Annotated in this window: 13 protein-coding genes; 3 read left to right on the top strand and 10 right to left on the bottom strand. The window is 69.0% G+C overall.

The genetic code is table 11. The features are described from left to right. Positions 1–19: 19 nt before the first annotated feature. The 4 genes from infB to rimP form a co-directional block, all read right to left on the bottom strand. A complete protein-coding gene (gene infB / locus ACNQVK_RS24060) occupies positions 20–2,845 on the bottom strand; it encodes a translation initiation factor IF-2 (RefSeq protein WP_418031524.1) in 2,826 nt (941 codons plus the stop codon). Between the two features lie 79 nt (positions 2,846–2,924). Further along, complete coding sequence (locus tag ACNQVK_RS24065) at positions 2,925–3,317, bottom strand: YlxR family protein (RefSeq protein WP_418031525.1); 393 nt, start codon at positions 3,315–3,317, stop codon at positions 2,925–2,927. Between the two features lie 51 nt (positions 3,318–3,368). Further along, the gene (gene nusA / locus ACNQVK_RS24070) at positions 3,369–4,397 is read right to left on the bottom strand and encodes a transcription termination factor NusA (RefSeq protein ID WP_418031526.1); all 1,029 of its coding nucleotides are present in this window, start codon (positions 4,395–4,397) and stop codon (positions 3,369–3,371) included. Further along, positions 4,394–4,939, bottom strand: a complete 546-nt coding sequence (gene rimP / locus ACNQVK_RS24075) for a ribosome maturation factor RimP (protein WP_418031527.1) — start codon at positions 4,937–4,939, stop codon at positions 4,394–4,396. The genes nusA and rimP overlap by 4 nt, the downstream gene beginning before the upstream one ends. Before the next feature lie 208 nt (positions 4,940–5,147). Between rimP and ACNQVK_RS24080 the strand changes: the two genes are divergently transcribed. The 3 genes from ACNQVK_RS24080 (at position 5,148) to ACNQVK_RS24090 (ending at position 6,916) form a co-directional block, all read left to right on the top strand. Continuing rightward, on the top strand, positions 5,148–5,672 hold the full coding sequence (locus tag ACNQVK_RS24080; RefSeq protein ID WP_418031528.1) for a hypothetical protein: 525 nt from the start codon (positions 5,148–5,150) through the stop codon (positions 5,670–5,672). Continuing rightward, on the top strand, positions 5,669–6,148 hold the full coding sequence (locus ACNQVK_RS24085) for a ferritin-like domain-containing protein (protein WP_418031529.1): 480 nt from the start codon (positions 5,669–5,671) through the stop codon (positions 6,146–6,148). The genes ACNQVK_RS24080 and ACNQVK_RS24085 overlap by 4 nt, the downstream gene beginning before the upstream one ends. Before the next feature lie 147 nt (positions 6,149–6,295). Next, positions 6,296–6,916 carry an antibiotic biosynthesis monooxygenase gene (locus ACNQVK_RS24090; protein ID WP_418031530.1) on the top strand — a complete coding sequence of 207 codons (621 nt, stop codon included), beginning with the start codon at positions 6,296–6,298 and terminating at the stop codon, positions 6,914–6,916. Between the two features lie 47 nt (positions 6,917–6,963). Here the strand turns inward: ACNQVK_RS24090 and ACNQVK_RS24095 are convergent, their stop codons facing one another. The 6 genes from ACNQVK_RS24095 to cobO form a co-directional block, all read right to left on the bottom strand. Then, positions 6,964–8,727: a proline--tRNA ligase gene (locus ACNQVK_RS24095; RefSeq protein WP_418031531.1), complete on the bottom strand. Its 1,764-nt coding sequence runs from the start codon at positions 8,725–8,727 to the stop codon at positions 6,964–6,966. Positions 8,728–8,751: 24 nt separating this feature from the next. Continuing rightward, on the bottom strand, positions 8,752–9,426 hold the full coding sequence (locus ACNQVK_RS24100; protein WP_418031532.1) for a VOC family protein: 675 nt from the start codon (positions 9,424–9,426) through the stop codon (positions 8,752–8,754). Positions 9,427–9,458: 32 nt separating this feature from the next. Then, the gene (locus ACNQVK_RS24105; protein ID WP_273732261.1) at positions 9,459–10,979 is read right to left on the bottom strand and encodes an MFS transporter; all 1,521 of its coding nucleotides are present in this window, start codon (positions 10,977–10,979) and stop codon (positions 9,459–9,461) included. Positions 10,980–11,012: 33 nt separating this feature from the next. Beyond that, on the bottom strand, positions 11,013–12,233 hold the full coding sequence (gene cobA, locus ACNQVK_RS24110) for a uroporphyrinogen-III C-methyltransferase (RefSeq protein WP_418031533.1): 1,221 nt from the start codon (positions 12,231–12,233) through the stop codon (positions 11,013–11,015). Continuing rightward, positions 12,230–13,591: a cobyrinate a,c-diamide synthase gene (locus ACNQVK_RS24115; protein WP_418031534.1), complete on the bottom strand. Its 1,362-nt coding sequence runs from the start codon at positions 13,589–13,591 to the stop codon at positions 12,230–12,232. Before ACNQVK_RS24115 ends, cobA begins: the two co-directional genes overlap by 4 nt. Positions 13,592–13,690: 99 nt before the next feature. Further along, positions 13,691–14,305 carry a cob(I)yrinic acid a,c-diamide adenosyltransferase gene (gene cobO / locus ACNQVK_RS24120; RefSeq protein ID WP_211153932.1) on the bottom strand — a complete coding sequence of 205 codons (615 nt, stop codon included), beginning with the start codon at positions 14,303–14,305 and terminating at the stop codon, positions 13,691–13,693. Positions 14,306–14,308: the final 3 nt, after the last annotated feature.

The following is a 14,308-nucleotide window of genomic DNA, read 5'->3' on the forward strand; positions in this document are numbered from 1 at the left end:
CGCAAGCGCTCATCGGCGGCTACGTCCGAGCCTTCTCGACGAGTTCGTACGTCTCGATGACGTCGCCTTCCTTGATGTCGTTGTAGGTCAGAGTCAGACCGCACTCGTAACCTTCGCGGACCTCGGTGGCATCGTCCTTCTCCCGCTTGAGCGAGGACACCGTGAGGTTCTGCGCGACAACCAGGTTGTCACGCAGCAACCGGGCCTTGGCGTTGCGGCGCATGATGCCCGAGGTGACAAGGCAACCGGCGATGTTGCCGACCTTGGACGACCGGAAGATCGCCCGGATCTCGGCGCGGCCGAGCTCCTTCTCCTCGTACACCGGCTTGAGCATGCCCTTGAGGGCCTTCTCGATCTCGTCGATCGCCTGGTAGATCACCGAGTAGTACCGGATCTCCACACCCTCGCGGTTAGCCAGCTCGGTGGCCTTGCCCTCGGCACGGACGTTGAACCCGATGATGATCGCGTCCGAGGCCGAAGCCAGGTTGACGTTGGTCTCGGTGACGCCACCGACACCGCGGTCGATGACCCGCAGCTCCACTTCGTCGTCGATCTCGATACCCATCAAGGCTTCCTCGAGGGCTTCGACCGTACCGGCGTTGTCGCCCTTGAGGATCAGGTTCAGCTGGCTGGTTTCCTTCAGCGCCGAATCCAGGTCTTCCAGACTGATCCGCTTGCGGCTGCGTGCGGCCAGCGCGTTGCGCTTGCGCGCGCTGCGCCGGTCGGCGATCTGGCGGGCGATGCGATCCTCGTCGACAACCAGGAAGTTGTCACCGGCACCGGGCACCGACGTGAAGCCGATGACCTGGACCGGTCGCGAGGGCAGTGCCTCTTCGACGTCGTCACCGTGCTCGTCGACCATGCGGCGGACGCGACCATAGGCATCGCCGGCCACCACTGAGTCGCCGACACGCAGGGTGCCGCGCTGGATGAGCACCGTGGCCACCGGGCCGCGACCGCGGTCCAGGTGCGCCTCGATCGCCACACCCTGGGCCTCCATGTCGGGGTTGGCCCGCAGGTCCAGGGATGCGTCGGCGGTCAGGACGACCGCTTCCAGCAGCGCCTCGATGTTGGTGCCCTGCTTGGCGGAGATGTCGACGAACATGGTCTCGCCGCCGTACTCCTCGGCCACCAGGTTGTATTCGGTGAGCTGAGCCCGGATCTTGGCCGGGTCGGCACCTTCCTTGTCGATCTTGTTGACCGCCACCACGATCGGCACGTCAGCGGCCTGCGCGTGGTTGATGGCCTCCACCGTCTGCGGCATGACGCCGTCGTCGGCCGCGACCACCAGGATCGCGATGTCGGTGGCCTTGGCGCCACGGGCACGCATGGCGGTGAACGCCTCGTGACCCGGGGTGTCGATGAAGGTGATCGGCCGGACGTTGCCGTCCAGATCGACCTCGACCTGGTAGGCGCCGATGTGCTGGGTGATGCCACCGGCCTCGCCCTCGCGGACGCTGGCGTTCCGGATGGTGTCCAGCAGTCGGGTCTTGCCGTGGTCGACGTGACCCATGACGGTGACCACCGGCGGCCGGACCTCGAGGTCCTCCTCGCCGCCCTCGTCCTCGCCGTAGGTGAGGTCGAAGGACTCCAGCAGCTCGCGGTCCTCGTCCTCGGGCGAGACGACCTGCACCTTGAAGTTCATCTCGCTGCCGAGCAGCTCCAGGGTGTCGTCACCGACCGACTGGGTCGCGGTGACCATCTCACCCAGGTTGAACAGCGCCTGGACCAGTGCGGCCGGGTTGGCGTCGATCTTCTCGGCGAAGTCGCTCAGCGATGCGCCACGGGCCAACCGGATGGTCTCGCCGTTGCCCTTCGGCAACCGCACGCCACCGACAACCGGTGCCTGCATGTTCTCGTATTCGGCGCGTTTCGCCCGCTTCGACTTACGGCCGCGCTTGGGCGCACCGCCGGGACGACCGAACGCACCGGCAGCGCCACCGCGCTGGCCGGGACGGCCACCGCCGCCACCGCCGCCGGGACGACCGCGGAAACCTCCAGCTGCCGCTCCGCCTGCAGCACCGCCACCACCGCCGGCGCCACCGCCGCGGTAGTTACCGCCGCCACCACCGCCGGGACGAGCACCCTGACCGGCACCGCCGGGGCGGGGGCCGCCACCGGGACGCGGGCCTGGGCGTGGGCCACCACGTCCGGGAGCACCGGCGCCGGCCGGACGCGGCGGCATGTTGCCGGGCGACGGACGCGGGCCACCGCCGGGACGCGGGGCCCCGGGCCGCGGCTGCGGCCGCGGGATGGGCCGCTCGACCGGCTGCTGCGAAGAGAACGGGTTGTTGCCGACACGCGGAGCGCGCGGGGCCGGCTTCGGGGCACCCGACGCCGGGCCCGGACGCGGGCCGGGCGTGGCACCGGGTGTAGGCCGCGGACCGGGCGTAGCACCCGGAGTCGGCGCTGCCGGAGCGCTGGGCGCAGCAGCAGCCGGCGCACTCGGTGCGGCCGGGGGCTGCGGAGCGGCGGGCTTGGGTGCTGCGGGCCGGGCCGAGGTGACCGGGACGGCCTCAGCGGCCGGAGCCTGGGGTTCGACCGCCGGAGCCGCGGGCGCGGCGGGCTTCGCCGGAGCCGGTTTGGCCGCCGTCGCGGGGCTGGGAGCCCCGGGCTTGGGTGCCGCGGGCGCGGCTCCACCCTGCGGACGGGGCTTGTCTTCCGGCTTCTTACCGCCGGCCTTTGTGCCGAACGATTCGCGCAGCCGACGCGCGACCGGCGCCTCCACAGTGGAGGACGCCGACTTGACGAACTCGCCTTGCTCTTTGAGCTTGGCTAAGAGGTCCTTGCTGGTGACACCGAGTTCCTTTGCCAACTCGTGCACACGGGCCTTACCTGCTGCCACTACATCTCCTCGTCTGGAGGCAACAGCGGTGGTAGGCGCCGCGCCTCGGGTTTAGCTATGACGCATGGTCATCGGGACTTCACGGTGTGCTCATGTTCTTCGCTACCTGTTCTGTTGCCGGGGAACCGGGCCCGCCAGAGTGCCGGTGAAGTTCACAGACGCTCTCGACGTACTCGATCACCGCGGATGTATCCGGTGAACCGGTGAGTCGCAACGCTCGGACGAAGGCTCGTCGCCGCACTGCCATCTGCGCGCACTGCTGGTCGGGGTGCAGCCACGCACCACGCCCTGGCAGGCTTGCCTCGGTATCAACGGTTACGGAACTCGTCCCGTTCCCGTCGGTTACCGCGACCACTCGGAGCAACTCGGCGGCCAACTCTCGCTTCCGGCAGCCGATGCAAGTCCGCACTGGTCCGACAGAGGTGTCGGAGGTGCTTCGATGCGTCAGAGCCGGAGTCTCGCGCTGGATCACGGCTGAGTCTACCGCCCCGAGGGCTGTGGTCCGAAACGCCGGTCACTACTGTCAATCGTGTACCGCCCCGGGCCGCACATCCTGGTCGGGCTGCGGCGCCGCGTCGCTGCGGATATCGATCCTCCAACCGGTGAGCCGGGCCGCCAACCTGGCATTTTGCCCTTCCTTACCGATCGCGAGCGAAAGCTGGAAGTCTGGCACGATCACCCGGGCCGCCCGGGCGGCCTCATCGATCACCGACACGGACACCACCTTGGCAGGCGACAGGGCGTTGGCGACGAAACGGGCGGGGTCCTCGTCGTAGTCGATGATGTCGATCTTCTCGCCGGACAATTCGCTCATCACATTGCGCACCCGCTGACCCATCGGGCCGATGCAGGCCCCCTTGGCGTTCAGCCCGGGCACCCGCGAGGCCACCGCGATCTTCGACCGGTGCCCCGCCTCCCGGGCCACCGCCACGATCTCCACGGACCCGTCGGCGATCTCTGGCACCTCGAGGGAAAACAGCTTACGGACCAGGTTCGGGTGGGTGCGAGACAGCGTGATCAACGGCTCGCGGGCCCCGCGGGTGACGCCGACGACGTAGCAGCGCAGCCGGTCGCCGTGTTCGTAGCGCTCCCCCGGCACCTGCTCGGCGCTGGGGATCACCCCTTCAGACCCCTTGGTCTCGCTGCCGATCCGCACGACGACCAGCCCGCGGGCGTTGGCCCGGGCATCGCGCTGGATCACGCCTGCGACGATGTCGCCCTCGTGCGCCGCGAACTCCCCGTAGGTCTTCTCGTTCTCGGCGTCGCGCAACCGCTGCAGGATCACCTGCCGGGCCGTGGTCGCCGCGATCCTGCCGAATCCCTCTGGCGTGTCATCCCATTCATGCAGGACGTTGCCGTCGGCGTCGGTCTGGCGGGCGATCACCTTGACCACACCGGTCTTGCGATCGATGTCGATGCGCGCGTCGGGCTCATGCCCTTCGGTGTGCCGATACGCGGTGAGCAATGCCGATTTGATGGTCTCCACGACCACGTCGACGGTGATGCCCTTGTCCGCCTCGATGGCGTGCAGTGCCGCCATGTCGATGTTCATTCCCCGGCCCCCTTCCCGGTTTCTCCCGACAGTTCCAATTCACGTCGGTTCGGAGGTGAAAACTCCACTTGCACAACAGCTTTGGCGATATCAGCAAGCGCAACCTCACGGATGGCCAGGTCCCGCCCTTCTGGCACCACGACTTTCAGCACCGTGCCGTCGGTTTCCCCGAGCCTGCCCGTGAACACCGAACCGTCGGCCAGCGTCAGCTCGGCCTTGCGCCCGCGGGCGCGGCGAAAATGCTTGGGCTGGGTCAGCGGGCGGTCCACCCCCGGCGACGTGACATCGAGCACATACGGCGTGTCGCCCTGCGCCAGCTGATCGAGTAACTCCGCTGCCGTCCGCGACAGCGCTGCCAGGGTGTCGAGATCGAGACCCTCGTCGCCGTCGGCGATCACGGTGATACGGGCTGGGCGAACCGAAGCGTCGACCACGACATCGTCGATTTCGTAACCGGCGCGCGCGAACTCGCCGTCAAGTAGCTCGATCACCTGCGTCTGCGACGGCAAATCCGCAGACCGCAACTTTGGATCCGGTGCCACGGCGAGCTCCTCATCTTGAATTGTCTCCGACACAAATGCCAGGGCCAGCCACCTGGATCGGCCCCGGAATCGCCTATTCACGATACGCCAGGCCCGCGGCAGCAACTGTCAATCGCAATCTGGTGCGTGGCGAATGTCGCCGCCCCGGCGGCGGCCGGCCGGTCAGCGCCGCGTCAGCCGGACGCAACAGCAATGGCAGGATGTTCACGTGCCGAGCGCCCATGCAGACATCAGCCGGCGGCGCGTACTGGTCTCGGCCGCGGCCCTTGCCCTGCTGGGCGCCACCGCCGCCGCGTGCAGTACGACGACGCCTCAACCCGAAGTGGACGACCTGACCGCGCAGTGGGACCGGGCGCGTGCCGACAGTGCGCTGGCCGCCGAGGCGGCGGCCGCCCAGCCCCCGCAGGCAGCGGCGACCCGGGCACTGAACGCGGTGGCGAGCGATCGCAGCGCACATGCCAAAGCCCTGGCCGACGAGTTGACCCGGATGACGGGTTCGGCCCCGGCGGACACCGCCACCAGCACCACCAGAAGCACGCCCAAGACCACGCCGAGTGCGCGTGCAGACGAGTCCGCACCCGGCGTCGGCGACGTGGTCAACGCGCTCAAGGAGTCCGCGGACCGGGCCACCGGTCTGGCCCGCAGACTCTCCGGCTATCGCGCCGGCCTCCTCGGATCCATCGCCGCCTCGTGCACGGCCGCCTACACCGTCGCGCTGGGAGGTGCACAGTGACCTCGCCTGGACCACGATCGACCACCTCGCCCACCCGTCCGACGACAGCCGCCGATGCAGCCCTGTTCGACGCCGTCGCCGTCGAGCACGGGGCGATCTACGGCTACGGGCTGGTATCGGCCCATTCGACGGCCGAGGACAACGCCCTGGTGGCCACGGCGATGGCCGAACACCGCGCACGCCGCGAGGCCGCCATGGCCCTGCTCGAGGCGCGGTCGGTCACGCCGCCGCTGCCCGCGGCCGGCTATCAGCTACCCGCACCGGTGACCGATCCAAACGATGCCGCCAACCTCGCGATACGCATGGAGGAGGACACCTCGGTGGCCTGGCGTGCGGTGCTCGAACAAGCCACCAGCGCCGACGACCGCGCGTTCGCGATCACCGCGCTGTCGGAAACGGCCGTCACCGCGGCCAGATGGCGCGCGATCCTGAACACCTGGCCGGTGACCGTCGCCTTCCCCGGCGGGGCCGAGTAGCGCCGCGGCTCGCGATCTCCGGATCCCTTTGATTGCACCCGGTAATTGATGCCGCGGTGGCCATTGCAACGTCCGCTCGCCGAGCGAAAGGTAGGGGTCGGACCGGTGGCGCCACCGGGGCGCCGCCCCGAACAAAGGGGGTGGATCGTGTACGCACGCTCTACCACTGTCCAGGCGCAACCCGACGCGATCGACGCCGGTATCGCGCATGTTCGCGACGAGGTCATGCCCGCTGTGCAGGCGATGGACGGCTGTGTCGGTATCTCGTTGTTGGTCGATCGCGAATCCGGCCGGTGCATCGCCACCACCGCCTGGGAGACCGAAGAAGCGATGCACGCGAGCGCCGAGCGGGCAGCGCCGCTGCGGGCGCAGGCGGTGGAAGCATTCGGGGGCACCGCAACCATCGAAGAGTGGGAGATCGCCGTCCTACACCGCGACCATCGCACCCACGAGGGCGCGTGTGTCCGGGCGACATGGGCACAGCTGGAGCCGGGCCAGATCGACGGAGGCATCGAGCACTACAAGGCTTCCGTGCTGCCCGCGATGGAAGACCTCGACGGATTCTGCAGCGCCAGCCTGATGGTCGACCGCGCGTCCGGGCGGGGCGTGTCGTCGGCGTCGTTCGACAGCCGCGAAGCGATGGAACGGAGCAAGGAGCGGGCCAGCGCGCTGAAGACTTCGTCGATCCGTGAAGTCGGCGCCGAGGAACTGAACGAATGCGAGTTCGAGTTGGCCCTCGCCCACCTGCGGGTGCCCGAGTTGGCCTGAGCCCGGGCGTTCCGGTGCGCTGACCAGTTGTCAGCGCACCGGCATCGTCAGCGGACGTCGCTGAGCGCCGCCGAGATCTCCGTCGCGGCATCGTCGACCGCGATCTCGCGGTTCTCGCCGGTGAACCGGTTGCGCAGCTCCACCACACCATCGGAGAAGCCGCGGCCGACCACCACGATCCAGGGCATGCCCAACAGCTCGGCGTCCTTGAACTTCACGCCCGGTGAGGCCTTGCGATCGTCGAACAGCACCTCGTGGCCCAGCCGGTCCAGGGCGGCGACCAGTTCGGTCGCTCCGGCCCGCGCGGCGTCGTCCTTGTTCGCCACGACCACGTGCACGTCGAACGGCGCGACGGCCGACGGCCACCGCAGGCCCAGGTCGTCGTGCTGCTGCTCGGCGATCACCGCGACCATGCGGGACACCCCGATGCCGTAGGACCCCATCGTCAGCCGCACCGGCTTGCCGTCCTCGCCGAGAACGTCAGCGGTGAACGCATCGGCGTACTTGCGGCCCAGCTGGAAGATGTGGCCGATCTCGATGCCCCGTGCCGAGGTCAGCACGCCGGCACCGTCCGGTGACTGGTCACCGTCGCGCACGTCGGCGGCCTCGATGGTTCCGTCAGCGGTGAAGTCGCGGCCGGCGACCAGGCCGACCACGTGCTTGTTGGGGGCGTCGGCACCGGTGATCCACGCCGTGCCGTCCACCACCCGCGGATCGACGAGGTAGCGAACCTCGTTGTCCAGCAGCGCCTTCGGTCCGACGTAGCCCTTGACCAGGAACGGGTTCTTGGCGAAGTCGGCTTCGTCGAGCAGCGCGAACTCGGCCGGCTCCAGCGCGGCGCCCAGGCGCTTCTCGTCGACCTCACGGTCACCGGGCACGCCGATGGCCAGCAGCTCCCAGTCACCGCCCGGCTCACGGGTCTTGAGCAGAACGTTCTTCAGGGTGTCGGCGGCGGTCACCTCACGGCCCGAGAACTGTGCCAGGTCAGCCGAATTGGCCCAGTCGACCAGTGTCGCGATGGTCGGGGTGTCCGGGGTGTCGTGCACCTGCGCCTCGGGCTGCCCCTCGATCGGCAGCGGCGCCGGTGCCCGGGTGATCACCGCTTCGACGTTGGCGGCGTACCCGGAATCCAGGCAGCGCACGAACGTGTCCTCACCGACCTCGCTCTCGGCCAGGAACTCCTCCGAGGCACTGCCGCCCATCGCGCCCGAGACCGCCGACACGATCACGTAGCGCACACCCAGGCGGCCGAAGATCTTCTGGTACGCCTCACGGTGGGCGTGGTAGGCGTTCTTGAGGCCGTCGTCGTCCACGTCGAAGGAGTACGAGTCCTTCATCACGAACTCGCGGCCACGCAGGATGCCCGCGCGCGGCCGCGCCTCGTCGCGGTACTTGGTCTGGACCTGGTACAGGATCGCCGGGAAATCCTTGTATGAGGAGTACTCCCCCTTGACCGTCAGCGTGAAGATCTCCTCGTGCGTCGGCCCGAGCAGATAGTCGTTGCCTCGCCGGTCCTTCAGCCGGAACAGGGTGTCGCCGTACTCGGTCCACCGGCTGGTGGTCTCGTACGGGCCACGCGGCAGCAGTGCGGGCAGCAGGATCTCCTGGCCGCCGATCGCGTTCATCTCTTCCCGCACGATCTTCTCGATCCGGCGCAGCACCCGCAGGCCCAGCGGCAGCCAGCTGTAGATACCGGGGCCGACCGGACGGACATAGCCGGCCCGGATCAGCAGCTTGTGGCTGGGCACTTCGGCATCAGCGGGGTCGTCGCGCAGGGTTCGCAGGAACAGCTCGGACATGCGGGTGATCACAGGCGACAACCTTAAAGCGTGTCCTCAGTCGCGGCCCTGCCAGGTACAGATGCAGGCCTCGTTGCCCTCCGCGTCGGCCAGCACCCAGAAGGCCGGTGCCCTGCGGTCACTGAGCAACCTGCCGCCGGCCGCCAGCGCCGCGTCGACCCGTCCCTGCGCCGCCTCGTGGGTGACGTCGATGTCGAGGTGGATCCGATTGCGTTGGGCGCGCGGTGAGTCCATCTGCTGAAACCAGATGGCCGGGCCGCGGCCGAACGGATCGACGAGTCCGGCATTGAGATCCGATGAGCCCGGTTCTGCCGATGGCTCGTCGATGTAGCCCGTGACGGCTTTCCAGAACGGCCGAACCGCACCGATGTCGAGGGCGTCGATCGCGATCTCCAACGCCTGGATCGCGCCGTGCCCGGCGCTCAGCTCGAAACCGTGCTCGGCGAGGGTCTGGGACACCTCACGGGCCAGTTCCAGGTCCCGCCCGGTGACCGCACCCGCGTCGCGCGTGCGCAGGCGCAGCACTGCGCGATCGGATCGGATGTCGATCGAAAGGTGTCGTGGCGCATCGGCGCCGGCCGCACGCACCGCGTGAGCGGCCGCCGCGGCGGCATCAGCCATCGACGGGACCAGGACCTCGGTGTAGACCGCTCCCAGCACCAGGCGCCAGCCCAGCGGGCCGATGGCCTCGGAGATCTCCAGGCGGTTCATCGGCGTCAGCCTAACGCGGGGTCAGGACGAGGTCAGTCGACCTCGATCTCCCCGGCGTCGATGGCCTCCTTGACGTCCTGGGCGTGGGCCACCTGTTCGGAGGTGTAGCCGATGAACAACGCCGCGACACCCACCAGGACCGCGACCGCCGCCACCCACAACAACCCGTAGGTGTATCCCGCGTCGAGTGCGGCCAGCTGCGGACCGTTCATGTCCTTGACCGGGCCGGTGATACCACCCAGATAGAGGGTGCGCGAGGTGATGACGGCCTGGATGATGGCCAGCACCAGCGGACCGCCCAGGTTCTGCAACATCAGCGCGATGGCCGAGGCCGGTCCGATCCGGTCGAAGCCGACACCGGCGATCGCCGAGAGCGTCAGCGGCACCACGATCATGCCGATACCGATGCCGCCGACGGTGATGGGCAGCACCAGGTTCGGGAAGTAAGGGATCCCGGCGTGCAGCGTCGAGCCGTACAGCATCGCACCGAGCACCAGGATGCCGCCCACGATGACCACGATGCGCGGCTGGAAGAACCGCACGATCTGCGACGAGGCTCCGAGACCGATGCCCATACCGATCACGAACGGGATGAAGCCGACACCGGCGTGCAGGGCGCTGTAGCCGAGGATGTCCTGGACGTAGAGCCCGATCAGCACGGTCAGGGTGAACAGCACGCCGCCGGCCAGGAAGATCGCCGCGAACGTGGCGACCCGGTTGCGCTCATGGAACAGGTCGAACGGAACCACCGGGTTCTCGGCGCTGCGCTCGGCGATCAGGAAGGCGATGCCGCAGACCGCCGCGACGGCGCCGGAGCCCAGCGTCACCGGGGCCAGCCAGCCGCTCTCGGGGCCCTGGGTGAAGGCGAACACCGCGGCGGTGCAGGCCAGGGTGGCCAGCAGGGCGCCCGCGGCGTCGAGCTTCATCCGCTCCCGGTTGGTCTCGCGCAGCGCGGTACGGGCCAGGTAGAGCATCACCAGACCGATCGGCACGTTGACCAGGAACGCGAACCGCCAGGAGAACTCGGTGAGGGCCCCACCGACCACCAGACCCATCACTGAGCCGATGGCGGTCATGGCGCCGAACACCGCGGTGGCCGCGTTGCGGGCCGGACCTTTCGGGAAGGTGGTCGCGACCAGCGCGAGCCCCGTCGGCGAGGCGATCGCCGCACCGACACCCTGCAGCAGCCGCGCGATCACCAGGGTCGCTTCGTTCCAGGCGATGCCGCACAGGATCGAGGCGATGATGAACAACGCGACGCCGACGATGAAGGTGCGCTTGCGGCCGATGGTGTCGCCGAGCCGTCCGCCCAGCAGCATCAGGCCGCCGAAGGTGAGGACATAGGCGGTGATGACCCAGCTACGTCCGGCGTCGGAAAGGCCGAGCTCGTCCTGGATCCTGGGCAGGGCCACGATCGCGACCGTGCTGTCCATGGTGGCCAGCAGCTGCATGCCGCCGATCGCGATGACTGCGGAAAGGAAGCCCCAGGACGGGAACCAGGACGGGAGGCGGGCAGCGAGGCCCTGGCGCTCGGCGTCGTTGAGAGCCGTCATAGCGGGTTACCTTACCGGAATCTTAAGAATCCTTTAACCGGCGAAGGCCGCCACGGGTCCGATCACGATGATCGCCGGAGGTCGAATGCCGTCCGCACGAATCCGCTCGGGCGCGTCGCCGAGCGTGGCCCGCAGGGTGCGCTGCGCGACAGTCGTGCCGTGCTGCACCACCAGAACCGGCGTATCCGCAGGTCGGCCGCCATCCAGCAGTGCCTTGGTGAACAGCTCGATGCGTTCGACGGCCATCAGCAGCACGATCGTGCCGGTCAGCGCGGCCAGCGCATTCCAATTCACTAACGATTCGGGATGGCCAGGCGCAACATGGCCGCTGACCACCACGAACTCATGCGTCATGCCGCGGTGGGTGACCGGAACACCGGCCAATGCGGGTACCGATATGGCACTTGTCACACCGGGGACGACGGTGACCGGGATACCGGCCTCGGTGCATGCCAGGACCTCTTCATAACCGCGCGCGAAGACGAACGGATCGCCACCTTTGAGGCGGACGACAAACTTCCCGGCACGGGCCCGGTCGACCAACACCTGGTTGATCGCGTCCTGCGCCATCGCCCGCCCGTACGGGATCTTGGCCGCGTCGATCACCTCGACATGGGGTCCGAGTTCAGCCAGCAACTCCTGGGGAGCCAGCCGGTCGGCGACCACGACATCGGCGCGGGCCAGCAGGCGTCGTCCGCGCACCGTGATCAGCTCGGGATCGCCGGGACCGCCACCGACCAGGGCCACCCCCGTGGGCGCCTCCCCCGGCTCCGCACCGGAGTCGGTGGTGAGCAGACCTTGCTGTAGCGCTTCGTGGATGGCGGTACGGATGGCCGCCGAGCGGCGGTGCTCGCCGCCGGCGAGAACGCCCACCGAGAGGCCGTCGGAATCGAAGGTCGCCGGGGTGACCGCGGATCCTTCGCGAGCCACATCGGCTCGAACGCAGAAGATGCGCCGCTCGTCGGCTTCGGCGGCGATGGCGGCATTGACCGCGGAGTCGTCGGTCGCCGCGAGCACGTACCAGGCGCCGTCGAGATCCCCGGCGCGGAAGTCGCGCAGCTGCAGGGTGATCCCCGGTTCGTCGTGTGACAGTGCCTCCACCGCGGGGCTGGCCGCCCGCGCGATCACGTGTATGTCGGCGCCGTGGGCGATCAGCAGGGGCAGCCGACGTTGCGCGACGGTTCCCCCGCCGACAACGACGACCTTCTTGCCCGACAGGCGCAGGCCGACGAGGTAGGCATTCTCCGAAGTCACCCGCCGAGCTTAGTGGTTGCTGCTGCCGTCACGAAGCGGGTGATGGCCCCGGGGTGCGCCGCGGGGTGGGTGTGCAGGTACCCGGCGTGCACACCGCGCTGCACGGCGCCGTCGCGCCGGGCCGTCTGCCCGGGACCGGCGAACGCCCAGGCGCCTGACTGTTCTTCGGCGAATTCCACTGCGGTTCGATGGAATTCGTGACCGGTGACCCGGTAACCGGCCGCGTGCATGCAGGAGTCGACCACCGCGACCGCGTCGCGGTAACCCAGCGTGAGGCGCTCGGTGAACCGCGCCGAGCCGGCCAGGACGCCGCACATCGGCACTCCGTCGAGATCGTCGACCAGATAGGTCAGGCCCGCACACTCGGCGTGCACCGGAGCGCCGCGGGTGGCCAGATCCCTGATCTGCTGGCGGACAAGATCGTTGGCCGACAGTTCGGCCGTGAACTGTTCGGGGAACCCGCCGGGCAGCACCAGCGCATCGGCACCGGCGGGCAGGGGTTCGGACAGCGGGTCGAACTCGGCGACCTGCGCGCCGGCCCCGCGCAACAGCTCCGCGTGCTCGGCATAGCTGAAGCTGAAGGCCTTACCCGCGGCCAGGGCCACCGTGACATTGGTCACCGACTCGGCGACCGGGCTCCACGGCTCGGCCGTGACGTGGGCCGCGGATGCGGCGACGACGGCCGCCAGATCCACGTGCCGTGCCACCAGGGCGGTCATCGCAGCCACCGCGTCGCGCGCCTGCCGGCCGTGCTCGACGGCGGTTATGAGCCCGAGGTGCCTTGACGGGACGGACAATTCGTCGGCCCGCGGAATCGCACCCAGCACCGTCACACCGGCGTGCTCACAAGCCTGACGCAGCACCGCCTCGTGCCGTTCGGAGCCCACCCGGTTGAGGATCACCCCGGCGATCCGCACCGCCGGGTCGAAGGTGACGAAGCCGTGCAGCAGCGCGGCGATGCTGTGGCTCTGCCCGCGGGCATCGACCACCAGCACCACCGGGGCCCCCAGCAGACCCGCGACCTGGGCAGCCGAACCCCGAGGGATACCTGTCATCTGCCCCTCGATACGCCCGTCGAACAGGCCCATGACGCCCTCGACGACCGCGATGTCGGCACCCGAGCACCCGTGCCGGTAGAGCGGGCCGATCAGATCTTCACCGACGAGCACCGGGTCCAGGTTGCGGCCCGGACGGTCCGCGGCCAGGGCGTGGTAGCCGGGGTCGATGAAGTCCGGCCCGACCTTGAACGGCGCCACCGTGTGACCGGCCTGGCGCAGCGCACCGACCAAACCCGTTGCCACCGTGGTCTTCCCGCTACCCGATGCCGGTGCGGCGATCACCACCGCCGGGGCGGTCACCTCAGCACCGCGAGCGACCGGGTCTGTACATCGACACGCCGCATTTCGTGTACCGGAACGGTCGCTCGCCGCAGATGAGCTCGGCACCGGCGAGCACGCCTACCATTCGATGCCCTTCTGGCCCTTGCGACCGGCATCCATCGGATGCTTGATCTTGGTCATCTCGGTCACCAGATCCGCGGCGTCGATCAGGGCCTGCGGAGCGTCGCGTCCCGTGATCACCACATGCTGAGTGCCCGGACGGCCGGCCAGCACCTCGACCACCTCGTCCACCGAGACCCAGCCCCACTTGAGCGGATAGGTGAACTCGTCGAGCACGTAGAAGTCGTGGCGCTCTTCGGCCAGCCGGCGTTTGATCTCGGCCCAGCCGTCCGCGGCGGCCGCCGCGTGGTCGACGTCACTGCCGTGCTTGCGGGTCCAGGACCAGCCCGAGCCCATCTTGTGCCATTCGACCGGCCCGCCTGCGCCGTGTTCGTCGTGCAGCCGGCCGAGCTGACCGAACACGGCCTCCTCCCCGACCTTCCACTTCGCGCTCTTGACGAACTGGAACACCGCCACCGAGAAGCCCTGGTTCCACGCCCGCAACGCCATCCCGAAGGCCGCGGTCGACTTACCCTTTCCCGGCCCGGTGTGCACGGCGAGCAGCGGCGCGTTGCGGCGGGCCTTGGTGGTCAAGCCGTCCTCGGGAACGGTCAGCGGCTGTCCCTGTGGCATGGG

The sequence above is a fragment of the Mycobacterium sp. 134 genome (genome assembly GCF_048282715.1).
GTDB classification, from domain to species: domain Bacteria; phylum Actinomycetota; class Actinomycetes; order Mycobacteriales; family Mycobacteriaceae; genus Mycobacterium; species Mycobacterium septicum.

Coding starts and splice junctions, on each gene's coding strand:
- ACNQVK_RS24100 (WP_418031532.1), bottom strand. CDS start 9,426: ATGAACCGCCTGGAGATCTCCGAGGCCATCGGCCCGCTGGGCTGGCGC.
- cobO (WP_211153932.1), bottom strand. CDS start 14,305: ATGCCACAGGGACAGCCGCTGACCGTTCCCGAGGACGGCTTGACCACC.
- nusA (WP_418031526.1), bottom strand. CDS start 4,397: ATGAACATCGACATGGCGGCACTGCACGCCATCGAGGCGGACAAGGGC.
- ACNQVK_RS24105 (WP_273732261.1), bottom strand. CDS start 10,979: ATGACGGCTCTCAACGACGCCGAGCGCCAGGGCCTCGCTGCCCGCCTC.